Consider the following 21,376-nt stretch of genomic DNA (forward strand, 5'->3'; position numbering starts at 1 on the left):
ACCGTGGTGTAGTTGGCCTAACATGCCTGCCTGTCACGCAGGAGATCGCGGGTTCGAATCCCGTCGGTTCCGCCATTTAATCTTTACATGAGGCAAACTGTTCACTACATCTGCTGTATGGCACTGATGCCCTATATAAAGTGTAAGGAATTAAGATTAGACTTTATTATGGCTCGGTAGCTCAGTCGGTAGAGCAGAGGACTGAAAATCCTCGTGTCGGCGGTTCGATTCCGTCCCGAGCCACCATTTTTAAAATAATTTAATAAGCCGGTGTAGCTCAACTGGTAGAGCAACTGACTTGTAATCAGTAGGTTGGGGGTTCAAGTCCTCTCGCCGGCACCATGTAATCCTGGAGGATTAGCGAAGTGGCCAAACGCATCAGACTGTAAATCTGCTCCCGTACGGGTTCGGTGGTTCGAATCCATCATCCTCCACCAGTTTTTAGGGGCATAGTTTAAAGGTAGAACAACGGTCTCCAAAACCGTTGGTGTGGGTTCAATTCCTGCTGCCCCTGCCAATTAACTCTTTAGAAATTAACCTTTTATGGCGGTCGTGGCGAAGTGGTTAACGCACCGGTTTGTGGATCCGGCATTCGGGGGTTCAATTCCCCTCGATCGCCCCTTTGTTTTTTCATTTTTTATTGGGGATTAGCCAAGCGGTAAGGCAACGGACTTTGACTCCGTCATGCATAGGTTCAAATCCTATATCCCCAGCCATTATGCGGACGTGGCTCAGCGGTAGAGCATCGCCTTGCCAAGGCGAGGGTCGCGGGTTCGATTCCCGTCGTCCGCTCCAAAATATGGCGCCATAGCCAAGTGGTAAGGCACAGCTCTGCAAAAGCTTTATCCCCAGTTCGAATCTGGGTGGCGCCTCCAGCATATGCCGGCGTGGCGGAATGGCAGACGCGCTCGACTCAAAATCGAGTGGGAAACCGTGGAGGTTCGAGTCCTCTCGCCGGTATAGTGAATAGCCCTACATGTTGCTTATGCAATGTGTAGGGCTATTTTTATTTTATATGAAACGATTTATGTGCAGTAAGAAAATCTAGTGTAAGAGAAGATGGACGTTAATAAAGATTGACGTATGATTATATTGAGTATATTGTAGATAAGTAAAGTCTTTAATATGGAGGAGTGAAGTAGAGTGACTAATGGAAAAAATGTATCGGATACCGATCTGTTATTTGATCTTTCTGTATGGGAAGAGGCATTGAAGAATCGTCCGAGAAGTTCAAAATATAAGAAGAAAAGCGCCCCCTTTAATATAGAAGAAGCTTTTGAGCGATGGGCCAGGGATTATCATGCACAGTCGTTCACCGAAGAAGGAAAGCAGCGTTCTGAACGCATTATGGGCTGGATTGAAAACCAGGGTGTGGAATTCGCAGGGTTATCCATTTTGGACATTGGAGCAGCCTCAGGCATATTTACCATTCCTTTTGCGGAAAAGGGGGCAAGTGTGACGGCAGTTGAGCCTTCTGAGTTGCTTGTCTCCCTTATGAAAGAGACGATACCTCCAGCTCTGGAATCCAAAATCGAAATCGTAAACGAACGATATGAGGAAATCTCTATTCAGGATAAAGGCTGGGAGAAGAAATATGACTTTGCATTTGCATCCATGTGTCCGGCGATATCGGATTGGGAAACCATTGAGCAGGCGATCAATTGTGCCCGGAAGTATGTGTATATAAGTACTATGGCGGGACAGAAGGAACACACACTAATGGATGAACTTAAGGATGTACTGGGGGTAACTTCTTCATACAAGGCCGGTGATATGGGGTATATCCAACAGTTGCTGTATTTGAAGGGGTATTCTTATACGATGATCATTACGAGAGAAGTTAACTCATTTGAAGTACCGGTGGAAGAGATTATCGAGCAGCTGCCAGAATGGCTTAATACGTATGAGTTACCATCGGATGAAGATTCTCTCAGACTGGCTGAGAAGTACATTAGGGATACGTACAAGGATAGTACGGTGACCTTCTCACGTGGAGGAAGATTTGGTAAAATTCTAATTCAACTTGAACAGCCCAATATGAAAACAGTTCGTACTAAGGATAAGCGATAAATCACATAAGCGTGGCATGTGTAATGATAATCAGGAATTGAGACGGAGACAATGTAGTCTAACGTCTAAGATGACACTAGGAAGCATCACAACGCTGTGCCAAAAGATGAACGGTTGAAACATATGAAGTTAAGATTGTAGAAGTGAAATTGTAAGTGAAGGGAGCAGATATGTGCTCCCTCTTTTTTTGAAGCGAATAATTAATTGACTATACTAAACAAAATCCTCGGTTACTTGAAGATGTTAAGCTGCTTCATGAGACTGCACATGGGCTAAAGCCAACCTTAATTCAAAAATCGAGACAACGAAAAACAAAACACATACCTAGTTTTCAGAGAATGATCTCTGAAGCATATTCCCTGATATTTCAGTTGGTAGAGCCCTTGACGGTTAATCGAGTAGTCACAGGTCCGAGCCTGTTCGAAGAGCCATATGGAGAGGTATCCGAGCTGGCCGAAGGAGTACGACCTACAATCGTACTCCTTGTCTAATTTCTGTTCGACACTTCTGCTTTCTGCTTACGCTCCCGATACTGGCCGGGGGTGATTCCTTCCCATTTACGGAATGATCGGATAAAGTTTTGCGGATTGTTGTACCGAAGTCGTGCTGCGATATCTTTAACGGTTAGATCACTTTCGTCCAGCCATTTTTTAGCGATATTAAATCGGTACTTGGTCAGATATTCACTAAATGCACAGCCTGTCTCTTTGCGGAAAACACTACTTAAGTAGTTGGCATTGTAGTGAAGCTTAACAGCGCATTCCTCAAGCGTCAGATCCTTATCATAATCTTGATGAATCATGGCAATCATTTTCTCAGATATATGCTGATACTGGGCATATTGTCTCGCTTTAAAAACCTGAATGACGGGCAAGATGACTTGAAGGTTAAACCACTCCTCAACTTCAGCAGCGTACTGCAAACCATGAAGTTCATGAAACATCGAGCCACGACCTTGGGAGATCTGTCCGAGTCGTATGCCGGATTCCTGAGTCATTTGCAAAATATGTGTGAGCAGCCTCGTGAGAGCCACCTCATACTCCTCGGGTGTAACCTCCATACCAAAGATCACTTCAAGCAGTTGTTGCAGAAGAGCAGAGGCCTGGACTTCGTCCGCACTTTGAATGGCTTGGATCAACGAATATTCCAATGATTCCGGGTAGGTCATGGACCAAGTGGGAGCGTAATGATCTATGTTCTCATATTGAAAAATAATGCCTGTTCCCAGCTTCATCCGATGCCTTAGTGCTTCCATGGCTTCTGTGTAAGCTTGAGAGATGTGATATAGAGAGCTGTGCGGCTGGCTGAATCCTATACTGACTTGAAGAGCTAGAATCTTATCCATCTGTTGTTGTAACTGGTCTGTTAATACATATAGCTGCTGTGAAAAAATAAACTGATCCTGTTCAACGGTCCCAATCACCGTGACTACCGTATGTTCCAGCACAATGGGAAGCAATTGTTGGTTATGCACAACCGTTTCCTCCAATATATTTTGAATAGCGAATAATAAGAGATCACGATCACTAGCTCTATATTTTGTATGATTAACAAGATCGGCCTGTAGTGTAATAACAGCAATTTGTTGCCATTCCCGAACCTGATGCGTGTAGCCATATTCATTCAGGGCGTCATGAAGAGTATGAACAGGGATCTTACCCTGGAACAGACTCATCATAAAATGATTGCGAATCTGCAATAGATGCACATTAAGTGTGTTCTCTAATTGGGAGCGAGAAGCAGATAATTGTGAGACCCCTGCTCTGATCTGTTCGAACTCATCAGAAAATGGTGGTGATTGCTGAGCTACCGTGTTTCCTTCTTTGGACAGGTGGTTGTCACCAAGTTGGGTTAAAAGTTTACGAATCGGGACATGCATTCGCTTGGAGCCGAGCCAGGCGAGTAACAATGAAAGTAAAAGTAAGCAGATACTGATATACAAGGTGTGTAATCCGATATCGATATATTCTTGTGTCAGAATATTGGTAGGTGAGATTAGCACATAAGTCCATCCCTTTAAGGTAGAAGGGCTATACGTCAGGGAATAATGTGTATCGGCGATCTTAACTTCCCGTTTTTCAAAGCCTGTTGAAAATGTGATGGGTGATAGTTTGGTTATGTTGGCTTCCGTATCCCGATCCTGTAATCCAATGGCAGACAACGGTTGTCCAATGTATACAGGATCGGGATGGACCAAGATACGTTGTTCCCGATTCAAAATGATCAGTCCTGAGGCAGCATTGCCTAAGGAGGCTTCTCCTAGTGTATTTTGCAAAGAGCATGCAGGGATTCCGGCAATCAGGGCAGCATCGGAAGATGTATTCAGATTCGGAATAGATCTCGCAAGGGCAATATGATAGATACAGCCTGTACCTGGTGAACGCTCATCATTACTGAACACCGATGAAGGGGAGAGTTGCCATCCAGAGGTTAGCGTATCCGATATCAATTCCTTCATGGGAAGAGCCAGTGGAAAATCCGTATTACGATATAATCCGGCATGATCAATAAGCCAATTCTGAGATTGATTCACCAGAGTAATATCCAGCAAAGGTTCCCATGACCTCATATTCTGAAATTCGCTCTGTAGCTTGTCGGCAAGCAAAGGCCCTTTCCCTTCTAGTGAAGAAGAAGCAGACAGGGAGCGGAGGGTTACTGGAGAGCGAACGGCCTGATCAAGCATATAACTAACTGTAGCGAGTTTGTGTTCTACGTTGGATTGCATTTGTTCCAGCAACTGTCTGTTAGCCTGCGTACGATGCAGCTCTGTTTGGTTTGATGAATAGATAAATGCGGCAATTCCCGTTAACAAAATGGGCAGGGTGCTTAACAGGATTCCGAAGATGATCATTTTATGGAGATAGCTGATTGGTCGCACAGTTTCAGTTCCACCCCTGACATTAGAAATAGTAACACTTTCTATTTTAGTAAACGCTTACATATAGAACAATCTAAATTTTGTTTATTTGGATAAATAAGTAATTTCACAAAAGTGTATAGAAGTAGAGATAAGGGATTGCTGATAGATGATTTTGCAGAAAAGGTTAGAGAAATGGCTTGGACTGACTATCCAATACGGAATCATGAGAAACGAAATTGCAGTGTGAACGTAAATAGAGACATGGACAACATTCTCTCTACAGGTCGATATCTGCTAAAGGGTAGCCTGAATACGGGTAATAGAAGGTATCTGGAGTGCTATTCAGCTTAGGTGGAACGTTGGTCTTATATAGGGACAGACAAAGGTCCAACTAGATCCCCGACCTGAGTCTAGGATGAAAAACCGTCCACGGTCTGTTTTGAAAAGTCGCGGAATCCCCTAGAATAAGGACATAAGGTTAAACAAGAAACACGGAAACAAAAAACAAGAAACAAACGAACAAATGACTCAACACATTAAAAGGAACGAATGGAAAGGGCGGTGAACAACAATTATGAGATTGAATAAGGGAAATGGCTGGGCGATTGTATTGATTGCGCTGGGTGCACTACTCCTCTTCGGAAAGTTAACTCCACTTCTTGGACACTTAATGGGTTATCTGATTCCGGTCCTGATGATTGCACTGGGATACTACGGAGTTAAACGAGGGAATGTGATGCTTGGCTGGATTGTTCTCATCATCGGTATCATCTCACTGATGGGTAAACTGGCATGGTTGATCGGACCGATCATCGCGATCGGGTTAATCATCTTTGGTATCTCAATGCTAAGCAATAACCGCAGTCATCGTGGTCGGTACTAAGCTTTCACGATTATGAAAAGGAGGGACAGAACATAATGAGTGTATTTCGTCGAATGCGGGATATTACCGTAGCCAATCTGAACGAACATTTGGAGCAAAGTCAGGACCCAGTCAAACTGATTGATCAGTTCCTGGTCTCGACCCGCCAAGACATCGGTGAAGCCGAGAAACTTCGTCATCAATACGCAAGCCATACCAGACAAATGAAACAACAAGCCGATCAGGCAGCAGGTATGGTGAACAAACGGGAAGAACAGGCTTCCATGGCTCTGAAAGCAGGGGAAGAACATCTAGCTAAGCTGGCCTTGCAGGAGAAAATCCTCCACGAGGAAAAAATGGAACAGTACAATGAATTGTATGCACAAAGTTATGCGGCATTACAGGAGCTGGATGAACAGATCGACCAGCTGAAGGTTGAATATCAGAATGTATACAGCAAACGCCAATATTACTACGCTCGTATGCAGACGATTCAGTTACAGCAACGTATGAACCAGAGAGGCAATCACAACGGTCAGAATGTACCCCGTATGTTTAACCGACTGGATGATCAAGTCTCTGATCTCGAATATGAAGCACAAAGCCTCCGCGATATCCGGCGGATGAATCAAGATGGTTCAGGAGTGACTGGCAGCATGTCATCCTCTACGCTGGATAAGGAACTGGAACGCTTAAGACAGAAATTGAACAATGACAGAAAGGAGTAGTCACAATGAATAAATTATACCGCTCGGCGCGTAATCGAAGGCTAACAGGTTTGATCGGTGGCATTTCTGAAAATCTCGGATTGAGTACCACGCTGCTACGTATCATTTTCTTCATCAGTATTTTCGCTACGGGAGGTACATCATTGTTGATCTACTTCATCGCTGCATTGGTGGTACCAAAGGAATCCAATCACGTTGATCCATATGCTTATGATTCCAACGTAAGAGGATACAAGTAAACGAAAGGAGCAAGCACATGAGCAAATTATACCGCTCAACGCGTGACCGGATGTTAACCGGCTTGTGCGGCGGAATTTCCGAAACCATCGGAATGGATTCCACCCTGCTGCGTATCATCTTTGTTATCAGTATCTTCGTAACTGGCGGCACGTCGTTGTTAATATACTTTATTGCAGCACTGGTGGTACCAAAAGAACCGTATCCGCCTTATGATCCATATGGCTACGGTCCGGGCCAAGGCCCTGGTCCTGGCAGAGGATACGACAACTATGATCATCAGCCACCAAGAGGTCCTTTTCAAAATAATCACAACCAACAAGGTCCTGGTAACTTCGGTCCCGGCCCTGGATTCAACGGCAGACCTCAATCTGGTCCCCGTTCTTATGACAACAACGCCTACGGAGCAGGAGCACCGCAAGAAAGTGAACTTGATTCCATGATGAAAGATATCGAGAAAAAAGCACTGAAAAAAGAAGTTGAAGAGCTTCGCCAAAAATTATCTCGTTACGAGAAGGGAGAAAAGTAAAATGGGAGTATTTAAACGGATTAAGGATATGACGAAAGCATCGGTAAATGATATGTTGGATAAAGTAGAGGACCCGATTGTAATGTTGAACCAGTACTTGCGTGATATGGAGGCTGAGATTCATGAGGCAGAGGTAACTGTTGCTAAACAAATGGCAAATGAGCGCCGCATGAAACAACGTTTGGATGAAGCGGAGCGTACTTCGGTACAACGTGAGTCCCAAGCAGAAGCAGCTCTGTCTAACGGTCAGGAAGAAGTGGCACGCAAATTGTTGGAAGAGAAAATCTACTTTGATCAAAAAATTACGGAGTACAGCGAACTGCATGCACAGTCCGAAGCACAAGCAAAAGATCTGTTGCAACAGTTGCATGATATGAAAGATGAGTTCTACAAAATGCGTAACAAACGTAATGAACTTGTATCCCGTGCACAAATGGCAAAAGCCAAAAAACAAATGTCTTCTATCAACAGCTTGCATTCGATCGAAAGTGGCGGCGCATCACTTGGATTCCACCGCATGGAAGAGAAAATTATGCAGCTGGAAGCTGAAGCTGACGTAGCTCGTGCACCTTATCGCAACACATCATCCACGTATACGAATCCTGTAGATGTGGAAAAACAATTCAAAGTGGATCAGCAATTACAAGCCCTCAAAAATAAAATGGGCAATGGTTCCAAGAATGAAGCGAACGGAACTTCAAAAGAATAACTGTTCGCTTAGTGGACAATATGATATTCTATAAATCGTGTATAATGTACGGTTGGTAGAACAAAAGTTAAGCCATACAGGACTTCATTGCCTGGTATGGCTTTTCCGTTGAATAAAGAGAGATTAACTTACAGAGGAGGTGCGGCGGGGATGAATCAAAAGAGTAAATGGCTTGCAGTTGTCATTATGATTATTGGCACAATGATGTTATTGAATGACAATATTAACTTCCTGACCGCTGCCGCACTGATTCTGTTAACGGTTGGAATGCTTCAAGTCCGCAATGGGGATACCCGCAAAGGTCATCGGTATCTTGGCATTGGTGCGGCACTGTTATTGCTGGATAATTTAATGATTGTATTTTTGATTGTACTGGCTTCTTTAGCTTACTTTTATTCAAAAAACAAAAAGATTCATCTGGACGAAGGCGTTATGAAGAAACAGAATTTCATGGCTCGGTACTACTGGGATCAATCATCCTGGACGTTACGTAGTATGAGTCTGTGGCATGCCATAGGTGAGGTTAACGCGGATCTATCTCTTTCGATTCCGGAGGAGAAACAAACAATTGTGCTGCTGCAAGGAGTTATGGGTAATGTTCGCCTTACACTACCAGAAGATTATGGTGTGGAGATTGAAGCATCGGTTCTTTTCGGCCGGATTAATCTTCTTGGAGAACAAGATAGCGGTATGATGAACAAATTAGTATGGAGAACGCCTGGATATGAATCCAGTGAACATAAAGCAAAATTTGTAATTTCTTATATTGTTGGCGACCTAAACATCAGTAATCCGTAGTAAAATAGATGAAGAGAAGGAGGAGACCCCGATGAAGACAAAACGACATACCGACATGGTAACCCGAAGTATGGGTGAAGGGATCCTCCTGGTTTTCATTGTGCTCGCTGTTATTTTGTATGTATTGTATACATATGGTTATCTTGCTCCGTTTACAGGTTGGCGTCATCTGATTCAATCGGGTCTGGCCTTATTGCTACTTCTGATTGGGATCGGTGCGGTCTTTGGGTTCTATCAGAGTTACCGGGTTAAACGCCGGCTCGAACTGCTGAGGGAAACACTTCTACTGTGGGAGAAGGGCTCTCTATCACGCACTGTACCTGATCTGGGCGATGATGATGTGGGCCGTTTAAGTGAGCAACTCGGACGAATCGGCAAAAAGTGGGAAGATCAGATATCTTCGCTCCAGCGATTGTCTACTCATAATGCACAGCTTGCTGAACAAGCCAGAATTACGGCTATTGTGGAAGAGCGGCAACGTTTGGCACGGGAACTGCATGATGCGGTATCGCAGCAATTGTTTGCGATATCCATGACAGCAACGGCCGTTGGACGGAAGATGGAGAAGGATTTTGAACGTGCTCAGCGGCAGGTGGCTTTGATTGAGGAGATGGCTTCGGTAGCCCAGTCCGAGATGCGTGCGTTACTGTTACATCTGCGTCCAGTCTATCTGGAGGGTAAACATCTCGAACAAGGTCTGCGTGATCTGGTGATGGAACTGAAAACAAAAGTACCCATGGACATTGTGCTCGAAATGGACGAAGACATTGATCTGATCAAAGGCATCGAGAATCATCTGTTCCGGATCGTTCAGGAGGCTATGTCCAATACGTTACGGCATGCAAAAGCGGAAAAAATGGAGATACGGATCCAGCGCCGTACTGATGCGATCCGGGTATTGATTCGTGATGATGGGCAAGGCTTTGATCTGGATGAGAATAAACAAGCTTCTTACGGTCTGGCTAACATGCGTGAACGTGTTACGGAGATTGGCGGGGCCATACATTTTGTAACAGCGCCTGGTAAGGGAACGCGGATTGAGATTACGATACCTTTGATGAACGATGAAAGCGAGGAAGAACATGTCAATGGAACCGGAAGTCGAAACGGAGACGGAAACGTCGATCAAAGTATTGCTCGTGGATGATCATGAGATGGTACGTATTGGTCTTGCAGCGGTACTGGATACCGAAGATGGAATTGAAGTTGTTGGTGAAGCAGGTAGTGGAGAGGAAGGCATTCGGCTTGCACAGGAATATAAGCCTGATGTTGTTCTGATGGACCTGGTTATGGAAGGAATGGACGGCATTGAGGCTACTCGTCAGGTACTTAAAATGTATCCAGAGTGCAAAGTCATTGTATTGACCAGTTACTTGGATGATGAAAAAATGTATCCTGTCATTGAAGCAGGTGCATTCAGTTATCTGTTGAAAACATCAAGAGCCAATGAAGTGGCAGATGCAATTCGCGCAGCCGCTCGCGGGCAATCCGTTCTGGAGTCACAGGTGGCTTCGAAAATGATGAATCGCTTCCGGCAGCCACAGGCAGCAGCTCCTTTGCATGATGAATTGACTGACCGTGAAATGGATGTGCTCCGGTTGCTCGCCAAAGGTAAATCGAATCAGGACATCGCTGATGATCTGATCATCGGCATTAAGACAGTCAAATTCCATGTTACAAACCTACTGGCAAAATTGGGCGTAGACGACCGTACACAGGCCGCGATCTATGCTTATAAAAATGGACTTGCAGAGTAAAAACAAGAACTAAATGCAATAACATCATTAAGCCAAAGAACCGTGCATTAATGTGCGGAAGTTATAGATAAGAGATGATATATATAAATTGAACTAAAGATTTACACAAAACGAAGAGGACAGAAGGAACCTGAAGAAGCGAAGCTAAAAGCTTTCTGAAAGAAAGCTACTTCGGAAGCATAAACTTTGCCTTTATCCCCGGATTTTTACTTTGAAAAAGGGAATCAAAAAATCTGGGGATAACAGCGATCAGAAGGTTGTTCTGTCATCGGAGTGGCGAGTGTAAATATTGTGTAGTTCAATTTATATAGAAAAGATGAATGGAAAGCTCTGATCTGCCATGCAAGTGGCGGGTGGGGCTTTTTTGTTGTGTGCAGAAGAAGTATAGCAAATATGCGAAAGGGGCATGCTGTTGATAGATTCATAGAATGCAAGAAAGAAGCGGGGGATTCAAATGTTAAATCGATGGATGACAGCAGGTATCTTGGCAATAGTTATCATAATTCTTATTGGTGTGACACAGGTATACGCAGAGAAGAACGAATCCAAAGCTACCCAACTGGAACAGTTAATCTATACTGCTGACAGTGTGATTGATAATGTGGATCGTCTAGTTATTAAATGGCAAGGAGAAGGCAAGGGAGATGCACAAGCGCAGGCCGTGTTACTGGCAAGTCACTTGGGACTTGAACCACCTGTGCGGGTAAGCCAGACGGGTCATGATGTTTACCGCAGTGAAGAGATTGTCGATACGGCTACTGGAGGTGCAGGCATGTTGGTCAATGTCGTCGATACAGGAGACAACGGATACTACGCCATTGTACAACTTTCAGGGGATGCACACATGGATCGGAAGGCATTAATGACAGTACATGAACAGATCGGTCAACTGCTTGTAGACTCAGGGATGAAGGCAACCTGGAATATATCTGTGCAAGGTACAGCAGTTACTGCTACGGAACATGATGCGAGTCAGCAACTGGAACTGATCGAAGAACAGCTGTCCACAAAGGTGGATATCGCCTCCGTTGAACGTTATACAGATGCAGGTACTGCAAGTGTCTCTTATAAGGCGGCTGAGCTGCCCCTATCGATCAAGAGTGGCTCGCACATGTTGAATATGCAACTCGCAGTTCACCAGGTTGGAGACGAGGTCGACAATCGAATTACAGTGGGGTTTCCGGTGATTACGATTGAATATTAAGGGATGAATTTTTCATGAATTAGGACCCAATATTGAGAATCTTTATCAGAAAAATGAGTTTGAAATAGTGCATCCATTCAGTTGATATGCTAAAATGGCATCACATCCAAGAAGGAACTTGCTGGTAATTGACAGTTGTATGTCGTGCATATATAACACCATTACATAGCTCGGGGAGAGCGTGAAGGTTATCTTCCCGGAAGAAAGAGGAGCCCATGGTTGAAAAACAATTGCAAGATGAAGTACAGACACCAGGCGCAGTATTTTTCATTTTTGGAGCAACGGGTGATTTGGCCCGCCGGAAGCTGTTTCCGGCTATCTACAGTCTTTACCGTGAAGGCAAGCTTGCCGAAGACTTTGCGGTTATTGGCGTAGCACGTCGTCCGAGGTCCCCAGAAGAATTCCGGGAAGACATCTATGAATCCATTAAAGAGTTCTGCCGTTATCCAGCGGGGGAACCTGATGAGTGGAACGCTTTTGTCGATCATTTTGAATACAAAGCACTGGATATCAATAATGTGGAAGGATTCAAAGAGCTGCGTGCGCAGACGGAGCATCTGGAATCAAAATTTAACACGCCGGGGAATCGACTGTTTTATCTGGCACTGGCACCTGAGCTGTTTGGCAGTGTCTCGTACAGTTTGCGGGACGGCGGTATGCTGGAAAGTCAGGGTTGGAACCGTTTGGTGATCGAAAAACCATTTGGTTATGATCTGCAATCGGCGGAACATCTGAATGAGCAGATTCGTGAGGTATTCCGTGAAGAGGAAATCTATCGGATTGATCATTATCTGGGCAAGGAAATGGTGCAAAATATCGAAGTGATCCGCTTCGGAAATGCCTTTTTTGAACCGCTCTGGAATAACAAACATATTGCCAACGTTCAGATTACGCTTGGTGAGACGGTAGGCGTGGAAGAACGTGGCGGTTATTATGATCACTCCGGAGCACTCCGTGATATGGGGCAGAATCATATGCTCCAGATGCTGACGATGATTGCGATGGAACCGCCGAGTCGCCTATTCCCGGAGGACATTCGGGATGAGAAGGTGAAGGTACTACGTTCATTGCGGGCCTTTACTTCGGATGAGGAAGTGAGCAACAACGTTGTGCGAGGGCAGTATGCCGAAGGGGAGTACCGTGGCAAGCAGCTTCCGGGGTATCGCCAAGAAGACAAGGTTGATCCGCAGTCGAATACGGAGACGTATTTTGCAGCACGTGTATTCGTGGATAATTTCCGCTGGGCGGGTGTGCCATTCTACATTCGGACAGGCAAGCGACTTCCGGTGAAAACAACCGAGATCGTAGTTGAGTTCAAGTCGATGCCAAACAACGTGTACCTTGGGAAAAAGTATAAGCTCGAACCGAACCTGCTGGTCATTCGGGTGAATCCGATGGAAGGCATATATATCAAAATCAATGCCAAGAAACCAGGCTCGGATTCCGAGATTCAGCCACTCGCGATGGATTTCTGTCAGAGCTGCATGATTGGAATTAACTCGCCTGAAGCATATGAACGTCTGCTGCACGATGCGGCAGAAGGGGATTCTACGTACTTCACCCGTTGGGATGAAGTGGCAACAGCCTGGTCTTTTGTGGATCGAATCGCAGCAGCCTGGGGGCAGAATCAAGGAGAGCTTCATACGTACCCTGCTGGAACTTGGGGACCAGAAGCGACAGATAAGCTGCTGGAGCAGGACGGATTCCACTGGTGGCCGGTGAATGGTCAGGACGAGGACAGCGTGATCTGGCAAGTGAATGGTTAGAGTAAGGGCATTAACAACAGTATTAACAATATACACAACATGACTGAGCCTGGGGAAATCGCAAATTTTGCGGTGTACCCAGGCTTTTTAGTGGGGGAAAAGGTAGGTATCCATCATAAGGAAATAAGTAATTTAAATTAAGTTGTTGACAAAAAGTAAGTATGTAACTTATACTCAACACATGAGTTAAAGAGTTACGCAAATGACAAACTTCATTCGGGCAAACGTTTCGGATAAGTTATCATTCATGAGATAAAATGTAAACCAGTTGAAGGGGTTTGCGTCACAGAGAATCATGAAGAAAAAATGTGCATAATATCTTTAATCTAAGAATACTATTTTGTATATATCGAATGGAGGAAAAAGAAAATGATGTTGGATGTAGGGTTGTTGTTGATTCGTTTGGTGATTGGATTGTCGTTCATGGCGCACGGAGCTCAAAAGCTGTTTGGTTGGTTCGGAGGTTACGGGATCAAGGGTACAGGCGGCTGGTTTGAGTCGATGGGCATGAAGCCAGGTGCATTGGTGGCGTTACTGGCTGGACTCGCGGAATTCGGTGGCGGATTGCTGTTGGCTCTAGGTCTGCTCACACCGGTAGGTGGCATTCTGATTGCATTGACGATGGTCATTGCGATTGTGAAAGTCCATGGCGCGAACGGATACTGGTCCACACAGAACGGATTCGAATATAATCTCGCGATTCTGGTGATTGGTGTAGCGCTGGCATTGACAGGTGGCGGACAATACGCGCTGGATGCATTGATTTTCTAAAACCGATAAATAAAAATGAATGAGGAGTGCCTGGATGCCATGGAAATGGCTGAAGGGTGCTTTTTTTTGCAAGGGAAAAGAGAAGAATCTGCGGTAGTAATCGGTTATTTTCGGTAAAGATTATGGTACAATAGGAGAGTTGGGTTAAGAAGCAGTTCACGATATACATGAAAGCACAGATTTGAGGAGGATGAACTCCATTGTAAATGTGTAAAATTAATCTAGTGTGTAAATACCTAGTACGTAAAAACTGATGTACAATCAACCGGCCTCGCTGGATTGCATAAAGATTGAATGATGGACCGGCTATGCCGGATTAACGTGAATGAACGGACGAAAGGGATTAAACCTATGAGCAAAGCTGCAAATGATATTCTTCAACAGGAAGTGGACAAACGCCGGACGTTTGCCATTATCTCTCACCCGGATGCGGGTAAAACTACATTAACCGAGAAACTGTTGCTGTTCGGGGGCGCGATTCGCCTTGCGGGAACGGTAAAAGCTCGGAAAGCCAGCAAACACGCAACAAGTGACTGGATGGAAATTGAGAAACAACGGGGGATCTCGGTTACCTCTTCCGTAATGCAATTTGATTATCTGGATCATCGCGTCAACATTTTGGATACACCGGGTCACCAGGATTTCAGTGAAGATACGTATCGTACACTGACGGCTGCTGATAGCGCGGTGATGTTGATTGACGTGGCAAAAGGTGTCGAGGCACAAACGATCAAGTTGTTCCAGGTATGTGCGAAGCGTGGCATTCCAATCTTTACGTTTATCAACAAACTCGACCGTGAGGGTAAAAGCCCATTTGACCTGATGGAAGAACTTGAAAATGTACTGGGTATTCGTTCGGTTCCGATGAACTGGCCTATTGGTACAGGTCGCGAGCTGTGTGGTGTCTATGACCGGATGAAAAATCAGGTGGAGTTGTTCCAAGGGGACGATCACTCAACGATCAAAGTACAAAAGGTAGATGGCTACAAAGATCCGATTATCCGTGAGATGGCAGGAGAATACCTGCATGATCAATTGTGTCAGGATCTGGAGTTGCTGGATATTGCGGGCGACCAATTCGACATGGAGAAAGTTCAACGCGGCGAATTAACACCTATTTTCTTCGGTAGTGCGATTAACAATTTCGGCGTACAGACCTTCTTGGAGAATTTCCTGGAACTGGCACCGAAGCCTGAACCACGTCGCAGTACGGCAGGAGAGATTCAGCCAACAAATGAGAAATTCAGCGGTTATGTGTTCAAGATTCAGGCAAACATGAACCCGGCACACCGGGATCGTATTGCGTTCCTGCGTATTGTGTCAGGCAAGTTCCAACGTGGAATGAGTGTGAAGCATACTCGTGTGGGCAAAGAAATCAAGCTGTCACAGCCACAGCAATTCCTGGCACAAGACCGGGATATTGTCGAAGAGGCATATGCTGGCGATATTATCGGTTTGTTCGATCCGGGTATTTTCCGGATTGGCGATTCACTGAGCCAAGGCAGCGAAGTTATTTTTGAGGAATTGCCAACGTTCTCACCAGAGATTTTCGCCAAAGTTACTGTGAAAAATGCATTGAAACATAAACAGTACCAAAAAGGAATTGATCAGTTGACGGAGGAAGGAACCATTCAGGTGTTCCAGACGGCAAGTTTCGACGAGACAATCCTCGGCGTAATTGGTCAACTACAGTTCGAGGTATTTGAATACCGGATGAAAGGCGAGTATGGGGTAGACGTGCTATTACAACGCATGCCTTATCAGTTCGCTCGCTGGATCGTGGACGAGAATCTGGACCCAAGCAAATTCCGGATTAACTCTGCGCTTGTAAAAGATAAAAAAGGGAATTATGTGGTGCTCTTCGAAAATGAGTATGCAATGAGAACGGCTATGGATAAAAATCCTACAGCTCAATTCCTGGAGACTGCGCCTTAAGTGAAGACGGAAGTCTTTCGTGGGAATTGTTAAAAGATTAGCTAAACGTGACAAGCTCATGTGATGAGATAGAACTTGTTAAAAATAAGATCCCTCCGCCGATTGGCGGAGGGATCTATTGCTATACACCTTACCTGGAGGCGGGTATGATCCAGCCGAATAAGGGAAAGCTTTCTTTTGCAGACAGAACAAACGTAATGATGGTTACCTTACCCTCCAATGCTTCGATTAGCGAAGCGGTTGAACGGGAATGGTGTGCAGATGCTCTTGCGCGATTTGAATGAGTTCTTCCTGCTTGGCAGGTTCTGTGTTCTTCCAGATCATCTCGAAAATGGCGCCAAGTCCAGGTAATGCAGCTTCCGGTCCATCTACTGAACCTTCAATCATCTCCCGGAGCTGATCATCACTCTTGTCATGAACTTTATGAACAATCGCTTCACGCAGGCTTAATGTAATGGGCATCGCAATTCCCTCCTCGTATATTCGGCTGCTCTAATACTGTTCCCTGGGAAGCGCTAGCGCATTCAAGTTTATCAGGCTTTGTGGTATACTACGAAGGATTATTTACGTTAGCATGGGTATCCGTAATGATGCGTCATGCTGAAGTGCAGCGGGAGGTTAAGACCCTAATGGCCAAGAAACAGTATGCCGTAATTGGCATGGGACGGTTCGGATCAAGTGTTGCCAATGCACTGAGTGGCATGGGATTCGACGTGCTGGCAATTGATGCGGACGAGCAGCGGACTCAGGAAATGTCCAATGTGGTGACCCATGCGGTATCGGCAGATTCAACAGATGAAGAAGCGCTGCGTGCGCTGGGCATACGGAATTTCGACGTTGTCGTTGTGGCGATTGGTGAAGATATTCAGGCGAGTATTCTGACAACCCTGATATTGAAGGATATGGGTGTACCGGTTCTGATCGTAAAAGCTCAAAATGAGCTTCATGGTAAGGTATTGCAGAAGATTGGGGCGGATAAAGTCATCTATCCTGAGCGGGATATGGGACTGCGCGTAGCCCATCATCTGACCTCGCCTAATATACTGGATTACATCGAGTTATCTGAGGATTACAGCATTTTGGAGATGAGAGCTTCTGAGCAAATGATCGGTAAAAACCTGATGGAATTAAACATCCGTGCACGTTTTGGTTGTAACGTGATGGCGATTCGCAGTGGGAATTCGATGAACATCTCGCCGTACGCGGAGGACCGAATCGAAGCTGGAGATGTGCTGATCATTGTAGGTCACAAGGATCATTTGACGAAAATGGAGCTTGCGTATCCGAAGTGATGGATGCAGATGGGAAGGATGGAAAGATGGAGATTGTATCACCGCAAAATACACGTGTAAAAGAATGGGCGCAGTTGCTGGAGAAAAAGCATCGTACCCGTCAACATAAATATATCATTGAAGGCATTCATATGGTACAGGAAGCACTGCGTGCCAGAGCAGATCTGGAGTGCATCGTGTACGATGGAGAGCAAGGCGTACCTAGCGAACTGGCTGGACTTGAGAACCCGCTACAGCGTGTGGAGTGGGTTAGTGTATCTCCAGCGGTTATCGCCAAATGTACGGATACGATTACGCCACAGCCTGTATTCGCGATTGTGCGTAAAGGCAGTGAGCCACTGGAAAGCCTAATTACCGGAGCGCGTGGGCTTGTTGTTGTACTGGATGGGGTGCAGGACCCAGGGAATGTGGGGACAATCATCCGTAGTGCGGACGCAGCTGGAGCCGCGGGGGTTGTACTTGGTGCTGGCTGTGCTGATGTATATAACCCGAAGACGATTCGTTCGACGATGGGGTCATTGTTTCATTTGCCCATTGTGGAGGGCCCGTTGGAATCCTTGCTTCCCGAAGCGAAGGCTGCGGGCGTGAAGCTGGTCAGTACTTCTTTGCAGGCAGAGCATTCATGTTATAGCTATGATTTTACGCAGTCGGTATGGCTTGTCATTGGTAACGAAGGCAAGGGTATCTCGGACGCTACAGCACGCTTGGTGGATGATGCGATTACGATCCCGATGCAGGGACAGGCAGAGTCGCTTAACGCGGCAATGGCGGCGACGATTTTGTTGTTTGAGGCGATGAGACAGCGGATGGTTTAACTAATTAATAATTCCTGTCTAATTGTATTTTTACCGTCCCTACTAAAATTAACTATCCCCAAACCACCAAAGACTGGAGCCTGGTTGATGATTGCCCTAACCATGTTTCCAGTCTTTTTGTCTTTCTCTTTGAAGCACCACAGCAGGGATTTTCCATTCAAATCCCGAATAGGTGACATAGTTTCTATTTCTTAAACTGATGGGCAGGTGTATAAATTGGAAATGAATAATGGAAAAGAAAAAACTCACCTTAGGGAATTTATGGCTTGGGCCGGGGAAAAGGGCTGGGACATAATGAGTAAATCCGGTTCGCAGTCACATTTAAACAGCAGCATTACTTCAAGATATAAAGGACTTCCAGATGAATATTTAGAATTTCTAAATGTAGTTGAAAAATGCGTTGCACCGGATGAGCAAACCTGGTTTATTTGTGAGGCTGAGTTCAACAATAGCACGGAGACCGCATTCCAATGGAATGAATTTGAAATGCTTAGTTTGGAGGCAGCAGAGGGTGATTCTATTTGGCAGTCAGAGATAACGGCTTGGTGGGATCATCACTTGCCGATCGTAATGTCTGTGGAAGATGGATATTCCTTCTATGCCATTGACTTAACAACGGACAGTGGAGCTATTGTCCGTGGATGTGAGCCTGAATTTGAAGAGGTTGAAAAGGTATCCGATTCGTTTGGAGAATTTCTGGCATGGATGATGTCGAATTCAGATTAGCATAGCTAGGAAAGGTTGATGGTTATACTTATGGCCAGCGGCCTGACATTAGATTAACCAATGAAAGAAAAGTTAGTTCTGCTTAAATTGAAGGAGTGAAACGATATAGGAATTCTTAATTTTTGATATAAAATGGTTTATATAGCGTTTCTCTTCTCATTTAAGTAAGTTCCAAGCATGTTTTTTTACATATAAAATAATTCTTTACTGTTCGTTCTAGAAATGATATGCTAACAGCAAGTTAGATCTAACTACTTTTTTTTACACATTTAAGAACGATCGTTCTTAAAACTAAAATTACACTAATCTAAAGAATATAAGAGAGAGAATATGATGAAATACACAGTAATTACAGGAGCAAGTTCAGGAATTGGATATGAAACAGCATTGGCATTTGCAGCACGGGGTAAAAATTTGATTTTGGTAGCTAGAAGATTGGATAAGTTGGAAGACCTTAAATCGACTATTCAGGGTATCGATCCTAAAGTGAATGTTGTCGTACACACAAGCGACCTGTCTGTTACCGCAGAGGCGTACACGCTATATAACGATTTGAAGGAATATCAGATTGAGACTTGGATCAATAATGCAGGGCTTGGAGAAGGCTCGTTCATTGCTGAACAGAATTTGGATAAAGTGGAGATCATGCTGCGTGTTAACATCGAATCTTTGACCATTCTCTCTACATTGTATGTGCGAGATTATGCAAATGTCGAAGGTACTCAGTTGATTAACGTCTCCTCCGCACTCGGATATGCCATTGCTGTAGGTAGCGTTGCTTATTCTGCATCGAAATACTACGTTAGTGCCTTCACAGAAGGTCTTGCCAAAGAACTGGAACTGAAAGGTGCAAAACTGAAAGCGAAGGTGCTTGCACCAGCGATCACGGAAACAGAATTTGTACAAAAATCAATAGATGCTGAAGGATTTGATTACAAAGCAAACATGTCTAAGTACCACACTGCTAAAGAAATGGCAGGCTTCATGATCAATCTGTATGATCACAATGAAGTGGTCGTGGGAATTGTAGACCAGAACTATGAGTTCCAACTGACAGGCGCAATCTACCCGGTGATTTCAGAATTGAATTAATACAGCAGAATCCAGAGGATACATTTGGATTCATCTACAAAATCTCAAATAAGAAGAGGAGTACATCCCATTGGAAAAGATATGGAGTAAAACAAAGATTGGCAACATGGAATTGTCTCATCGACTGGCGATGGCACCTATGACACGCAGTAGAGCACAAGAAGATGGTACACCTGGAGAGTTGGCGGCACTTTATTATGCTCAGCGTGCGACCATGGGACTCCTGATTACAGAAGGAACACAGCCTTCTGATGATGGACAGGGTTACTTGTGGTCACCTGGCATTTACACGGACAAGCATATTAAAGGTTGGAAAAAGGTAACGGATGCGGTGCATGAAGCTGGCGGATATGTATACATCCAATTAATGCATGCGGGTCGCATGTCACATCCGGACAATACCCCGCATCATCGTCAACCGGTTGCTCCATCTGCAATCGCACCGGGTGTAGAAATGTTTACGGCTACAGGGATGCAGGATATCCCCGTTCCCCGGGAATTGAGTCGGGAGGATATACAAACGACCATCGCTGATTTCCGAAAGGCAGCAGCCGCAGCGATCGAGGCAGGGGCGGATGGCGTCGAAATTCATGGAGCCAATGGTTACTTGATCAATCAATTTTTAGGAGAAAATTCGAATACACGCACAGATGAGTACGGCGGATCTATTGAAAATCGTGCTCACTTTGCGATTGAAGTAACCAAAGCCATCGTAAAGGAAATAGGGGCAGAACGAACAGGCTTCCGTATCTCACCAGGGACACCGCTGGGTGGAATTCAAGATGGCGAACAAGGTCCTGATCTGTATCGCTACCTTGTAAAAGAATTAGCTCAATTGGATTTGGCTTACCTTCATGTTATGCATCTTGGAGATGAGAACCTGCTCCAAGACATTCGTTCGATCTGGAAAAATCCATTGCTGGTCAATCGGGCTGGAAGAACGTTGGATGATCTCAGTGTCGATTTAGATCGTGGTCTCGCTGATGTGGTACCTGTAGGTGTATGGTCCTTAGCTAATCCAGATTTGGTGGAACGACTTCAACAAGGTGCGCCACTCAATGAAGCAGATCCGACAACATTCTTTGGTTTGGGAAGTAAGGGCTACACGGATTACCCTACTTTGGAAGAATTAAAGTCGCAAGAGGGGCTACACTAGCACAAAGCATGGAGCATGGCGTACAACTGAATACTGCGCACCATGTTACTACATAAGTTGAACTAATCA

General features: G+C 45.0%; 20 protein-coding genes and 10 tRNA genes. 28 read left to right on the forward strand and 2 right to left on the reverse strand.

Annotated features, from left to right (window positions below; all coding sequences use genetic code 11):
* The first annotated feature begins 170 nt into the window (after positions 1–170).
* The 11 genes from C161_RS23655 (at position 171) to C161_RS32455 (ending at position 2,501) form a co-directional block, all read left to right on the forward strand.
* Positions 171–246: transfer RNA gene (locus tag C161_RS23655), tRNA-Phe, on the forward strand.
* Positions 247–266: 20 nt separating this feature from the next.
* Positions 267–342: transfer RNA gene (locus C161_RS23660), tRNA-Thr, on the forward strand.
* A 9-nt stretch (positions 343–351) separates the two neighbouring features.
* Positions 352–437 (forward strand) — tRNA-Tyr (locus C161_RS23665).
* Between the two features lie 6 nt (positions 438–443).
* Positions 444–517, forward strand: a tRNA-Trp gene (locus C161_RS23670).
* Between the two features lie 29 nt (positions 518–546).
* Positions 547–619: transfer RNA gene (locus C161_RS23675), tRNA-His, on the forward strand.
* 22 nt (positions 620–641) lie between these two features.
* Positions 642–716 (forward strand) — tRNA-Gln (locus C161_RS23680).
* Positions 717–720: 4 nt separating this feature from the next.
* A tRNA-Gly gene (locus C161_RS23685) sits at positions 721–795 on the forward strand.
* 6 nt (positions 796–801) lie between these two features.
* Positions 802–875 (forward strand) — tRNA-Cys (locus C161_RS23690).
* 6 nt (positions 876–881) lie between these two features.
* Positions 882–960, forward strand: a tRNA-Leu gene (locus C161_RS23695).
* A 183-nt stretch (positions 961–1,143) separates the two neighbouring features.
* Positions 1,144–2,070 (forward strand): class I SAM-dependent methyltransferase, encoded by a 927-nt coding sequence (locus tag C161_RS23700; RefSeq protein WP_051449914.1) that lies wholly within the window; start codon positions 1,144–1,146, stop codon positions 2,068–2,070.
* Positions 2,071–2,428: 358 nt separating this feature from the next.
* Positions 2,429–2,501: transfer RNA gene (locus C161_RS32455), tRNA-Asn, on the forward strand.
* Positions 2,502–2,557: 56 nt separating this feature from the next.
* Here the strand turns inward: C161_RS32455 and C161_RS23705 are convergent.
* On the reverse strand, positions 2,558–4,921 hold the full coding sequence (locus C161_RS23705; protein ID WP_235193914.1) for a helix-turn-helix domain-containing protein: 2,364 nt from the start codon (positions 4,919–4,921) through the stop codon (positions 2,558–2,560).
* Positions 4,922–5,504: 583 nt separating this feature from the next.
* Between C161_RS23705 and C161_RS23710 the strand changes: the two genes are divergently transcribed.
* The 12 genes from C161_RS23710 to C161_RS23765 all read left to right on the forward strand — a co-directional run bounded on the left by C161_RS23710 (position 5,505) and on the right by C161_RS23765 (position 16,226).
* Positions 5,505–5,813, forward strand: coding sequence for a LiaF transmembrane domain-containing protein (locus C161_RS23710; RefSeq protein ID WP_036673253.1), 309 nt, complete (start codon positions 5,505–5,507; stop codon positions 5,811–5,813).
* A 35-nt stretch (positions 5,814–5,848) separates the two neighbouring features.
* The gene (locus tag C161_RS23715) at positions 5,849–6,520 is read left to right on the forward strand and encodes a PspA/IM30 family protein (RefSeq protein WP_017692312.1); all 672 of its coding nucleotides are present in this window, start codon (positions 5,849–5,851) and stop codon (positions 6,518–6,520) included.
* A 5-nt stretch (positions 6,521–6,525) separates the two neighbouring features.
* Entirely contained in the window at positions 6,526–6,759 is a 234-nt protein-coding gene (locus tag C161_RS23720) for a PspC domain-containing protein (protein WP_036673255.1), read from the forward strand.
* Positions 6,760–6,776: 17 nt separating this feature from the next.
* The gene (locus C161_RS23725) at positions 6,777–7,286 is read left to right on the forward strand and encodes a PspC domain-containing protein (protein WP_017692314.1); all 510 of its coding nucleotides are present in this window, start codon (positions 6,777–6,779) and stop codon (positions 7,284–7,286) included.
* Between the two features lies 1 nt (position 7,287).
* A complete protein-coding gene (locus C161_RS23730; RefSeq protein WP_017692315.1) occupies positions 7,288–7,995 on the forward strand; it encodes a PspA/IM30 family protein in 708 nt (235 codons plus the stop codon).
* 150 nt (positions 7,996–8,145) lie between these two features.
* A complete protein-coding gene (liaF, locus tag C161_RS23735; protein WP_036605686.1) occupies positions 8,146–8,793 on the forward strand; it encodes a cell wall-active antibiotics response protein LiaF in 648 nt (215 codons plus the stop codon).
* A 31-nt stretch (positions 8,794–8,824) separates the two neighbouring features.
* Positions 8,825–9,940, forward strand: a complete 1,116-nt coding sequence (locus C161_RS23740; RefSeq protein WP_036673257.1) for a sensor histidine kinase — start codon at positions 8,825–8,827, stop codon at positions 9,938–9,940.
* Positions 9,882–10,550: a response regulator transcription factor gene (locus C161_RS23745; protein ID WP_091020933.1), complete on the forward strand. Its 669-nt coding sequence runs from the start codon at positions 9,882–9,884 to the stop codon at positions 10,548–10,550. Before C161_RS23740 ends, C161_RS23745 begins: the two co-directional genes overlap by 59 nt.
* A 454-nt stretch (positions 10,551–11,004) precedes the next feature.
* Entirely contained in the window at positions 11,005–11,754 is a 750-nt protein-coding gene (locus tag C161_RS31705) for a YwmB family TATA-box binding protein (RefSeq protein ID WP_051449915.1), read from the forward strand.
* A gap of 215 nt (positions 11,755–11,969) precedes the next feature.
* Positions 11,970–13,520, forward strand: a complete 1,551-nt coding sequence (gene zwf / locus C161_RS23755; RefSeq protein ID WP_036605690.1) for a glucose-6-phosphate dehydrogenase — start codon at positions 11,970–11,972, stop codon at positions 13,518–13,520.
* Between the two features lie 372 nt (positions 13,521–13,892).
* The gene (locus C161_RS23760; protein WP_024634146.1) at positions 13,893–14,291 is read left to right on the forward strand and encodes a DoxX family protein; all 399 of its coding nucleotides are present in this window, start codon (positions 13,893–13,895) and stop codon (positions 14,289–14,291) included.
* A 351-nt stretch (positions 14,292–14,642) separates the two neighbouring features.
* The gene (locus tag C161_RS23765; protein ID WP_036605691.1) at positions 14,643–16,226 is read left to right on the forward strand and encodes a peptide chain release factor 3; all 1,584 of its coding nucleotides are present in this window, start codon (positions 14,643–14,645) and stop codon (positions 16,224–16,226) included.
* Between the two features lie 228 nt (positions 16,227–16,454).
* Here the strand turns inward: C161_RS23765 and sspI are convergent, their stop codons facing one another.
* Positions 16,455–16,688, reverse strand: coding sequence for a small acid-soluble spore protein SspI (gene sspI / locus C161_RS23770; protein ID WP_036673259.1), 234 nt, complete (start codon positions 16,686–16,688; stop codon positions 16,455–16,457).
* A gap of 128 nt (positions 16,689–16,816) precedes the next feature.
* On the opposite strand from sspI, the gene C161_RS23775 reads away from it, so the two are divergent.
* The 5 genes from C161_RS23775 to C161_RS23800 all read left to right on the forward strand — a co-directional run bounded on the left by C161_RS23775 (position 16,817) and on the right by C161_RS23800 (position 21,307).
* A complete protein-coding gene (locus C161_RS23775) occupies positions 16,817–17,518 on the forward strand; it encodes a potassium channel family protein (RefSeq protein WP_076211287.1) in 702 nt (233 codons plus the stop codon).
* A 26-nt stretch (positions 17,519–17,544) separates the two neighbouring features.
* Entirely contained in the window at positions 17,545–18,333 is a 789-nt protein-coding gene (locus tag C161_RS23780; protein ID WP_036673552.1) for a TrmH family RNA methyltransferase, read from the forward strand.
* 222 nt (positions 18,334–18,555) lie between these two features.
* Positions 18,556–19,059, forward strand: coding sequence for an SMI1/KNR4 family protein (locus tag C161_RS23790; RefSeq protein ID WP_036673263.1), 504 nt, complete (start codon positions 18,556–18,558; stop codon positions 19,057–19,059).
* A 333-nt stretch (positions 19,060–19,392) separates the two neighbouring features.
* On the forward strand, positions 19,393–20,151 hold the full coding sequence (locus C161_RS23795; protein ID WP_036673554.1) for an SDR family NAD(P)-dependent oxidoreductase: 759 nt from the start codon (positions 19,393–19,395) through the stop codon (positions 20,149–20,151).
* A gap of 70 nt (positions 20,152–20,221) precedes the next feature.
* Positions 20,222–21,307: an alkene reductase gene (locus C161_RS23800; protein WP_036673264.1), complete on the forward strand. Its 1,086-nt coding sequence runs from the start codon at positions 20,222–20,224 to the stop codon at positions 21,305–21,307.
* Positions 21,308–21,376 lie beyond the last annotated feature (69 nt).

It is taken from the genome of Paenibacillus sp. FSL R5-192, assembly GCF_000517845.1.
In the GTDB taxonomy this organism is placed as follows: Bacteria; Bacillota; Bacilli; order Paenibacillales; family Paenibacillaceae; genus Paenibacillus; species Paenibacillus amylolyticus.

Excerpts from the sequence above, each read along its gene's own strand:
- sspI (WP_036673259.1), bottom strand. The coding sequence starts at position 16,688 with ATGCCCATTACATTAAGCCTGCGTGAAGCGATTGTTCATAAAGTTCAT.
- C161_RS23745 (WP_091020933.1), top strand. The coding sequence starts at position 9,882 with ATGGAACCGGAAGTCGAAACGGAGACGGAAACGTCGATCAAAGTATTG.
- C161_RS23760 (WP_024634146.1), top strand. The coding sequence starts at position 13,893 with ATGTTGGATGTAGGGTTGTTGTTGATTCGTTTGGTGATTGGATTGTCG.
- C161_RS23740 (WP_036673257.1), top strand. The coding sequence starts at position 8,825 with ATGAAGACAAAACGACATACCGACATGGTAACCCGAAGTATGGGTGAA.
- C161_RS23790 (WP_036673263.1), top strand. The coding sequence starts at position 18,556 with ATGAATAATGGAAAAGAAAAAACTCACCTTAGGGAATTTATGGCTTGG.
- C161_RS23795 (WP_036673554.1), top strand. The coding sequence starts at position 19,393 with ATGAAATACACAGTAATTACAGGAGCAAGTTCAGGAATTGGATATGAA.
- C161_RS23730 (WP_017692315.1), top strand. The coding sequence starts at position 7,288 with ATGGGAGTATTTAAACGGATTAAGGATATGACGAAAGCATCGGTAAAT.
- C161_RS23775 (WP_076211287.1), top strand. The coding sequence starts at position 16,817 with ATGCGTCATGCTGAAGTGCAGCGGGAGGTTAAGACCCTAATGGCCAAG.
- C161_RS23715 (WP_017692312.1), top strand. The coding sequence starts at position 5,849 with ATGAGTGTATTTCGTCGAATGCGGGATATTACCGTAGCCAATCTGAAC.
- C161_RS23725 (WP_017692314.1), top strand. The coding sequence starts at position 6,777 with ATGAGCAAATTATACCGCTCAACGCGTGACCGGATGTTAACCGGCTTG.
- C161_RS23765 (WP_036605691.1), top strand. The coding sequence starts at position 14,643 with ATGAGCAAAGCTGCAAATGATATTCTTCAACAGGAAGTGGACAAACGC.
- C161_RS23705 (WP_235193914.1), bottom strand. The coding sequence starts at position 4,921 with ATGATCATCTTCGGAATCCTGTTAAGCACCCTGCCCATTTTGTTAACG.
- zwf (WP_036605690.1), top strand. The coding sequence starts at position 11,970 with ATGGTTGAAAAACAATTGCAAGATGAAGTACAGACACCAGGCGCAGTA.
- C161_RS23720 (WP_036673255.1), top strand. The coding sequence starts at position 6,526 with ATGAATAAATTATACCGCTCGGCGCGTAATCGAAGGCTAACAGGTTTG.
- C161_RS23780 (WP_036673552.1), top strand. The coding sequence starts at position 17,545 with ATGGAGATTGTATCACCGCAAAATACACGTGTAAAAGAATGGGCGCAG.
- C161_RS31705 (WP_051449915.1), top strand. The coding sequence starts at position 11,005 with ATGTTAAATCGATGGATGACAGCAGGTATCTTGGCAATAGTTATCATA.
- liaF (WP_036605686.1), top strand. The coding sequence starts at position 8,146 with ATGAATCAAAAGAGTAAATGGCTTGCAGTTGTCATTATGATTATTGGC.
- C161_RS23710 (WP_036673253.1), top strand. The coding sequence starts at position 5,505 with ATGAGATTGAATAAGGGAAATGGCTGGGCGATTGTATTGATTGCGCTG.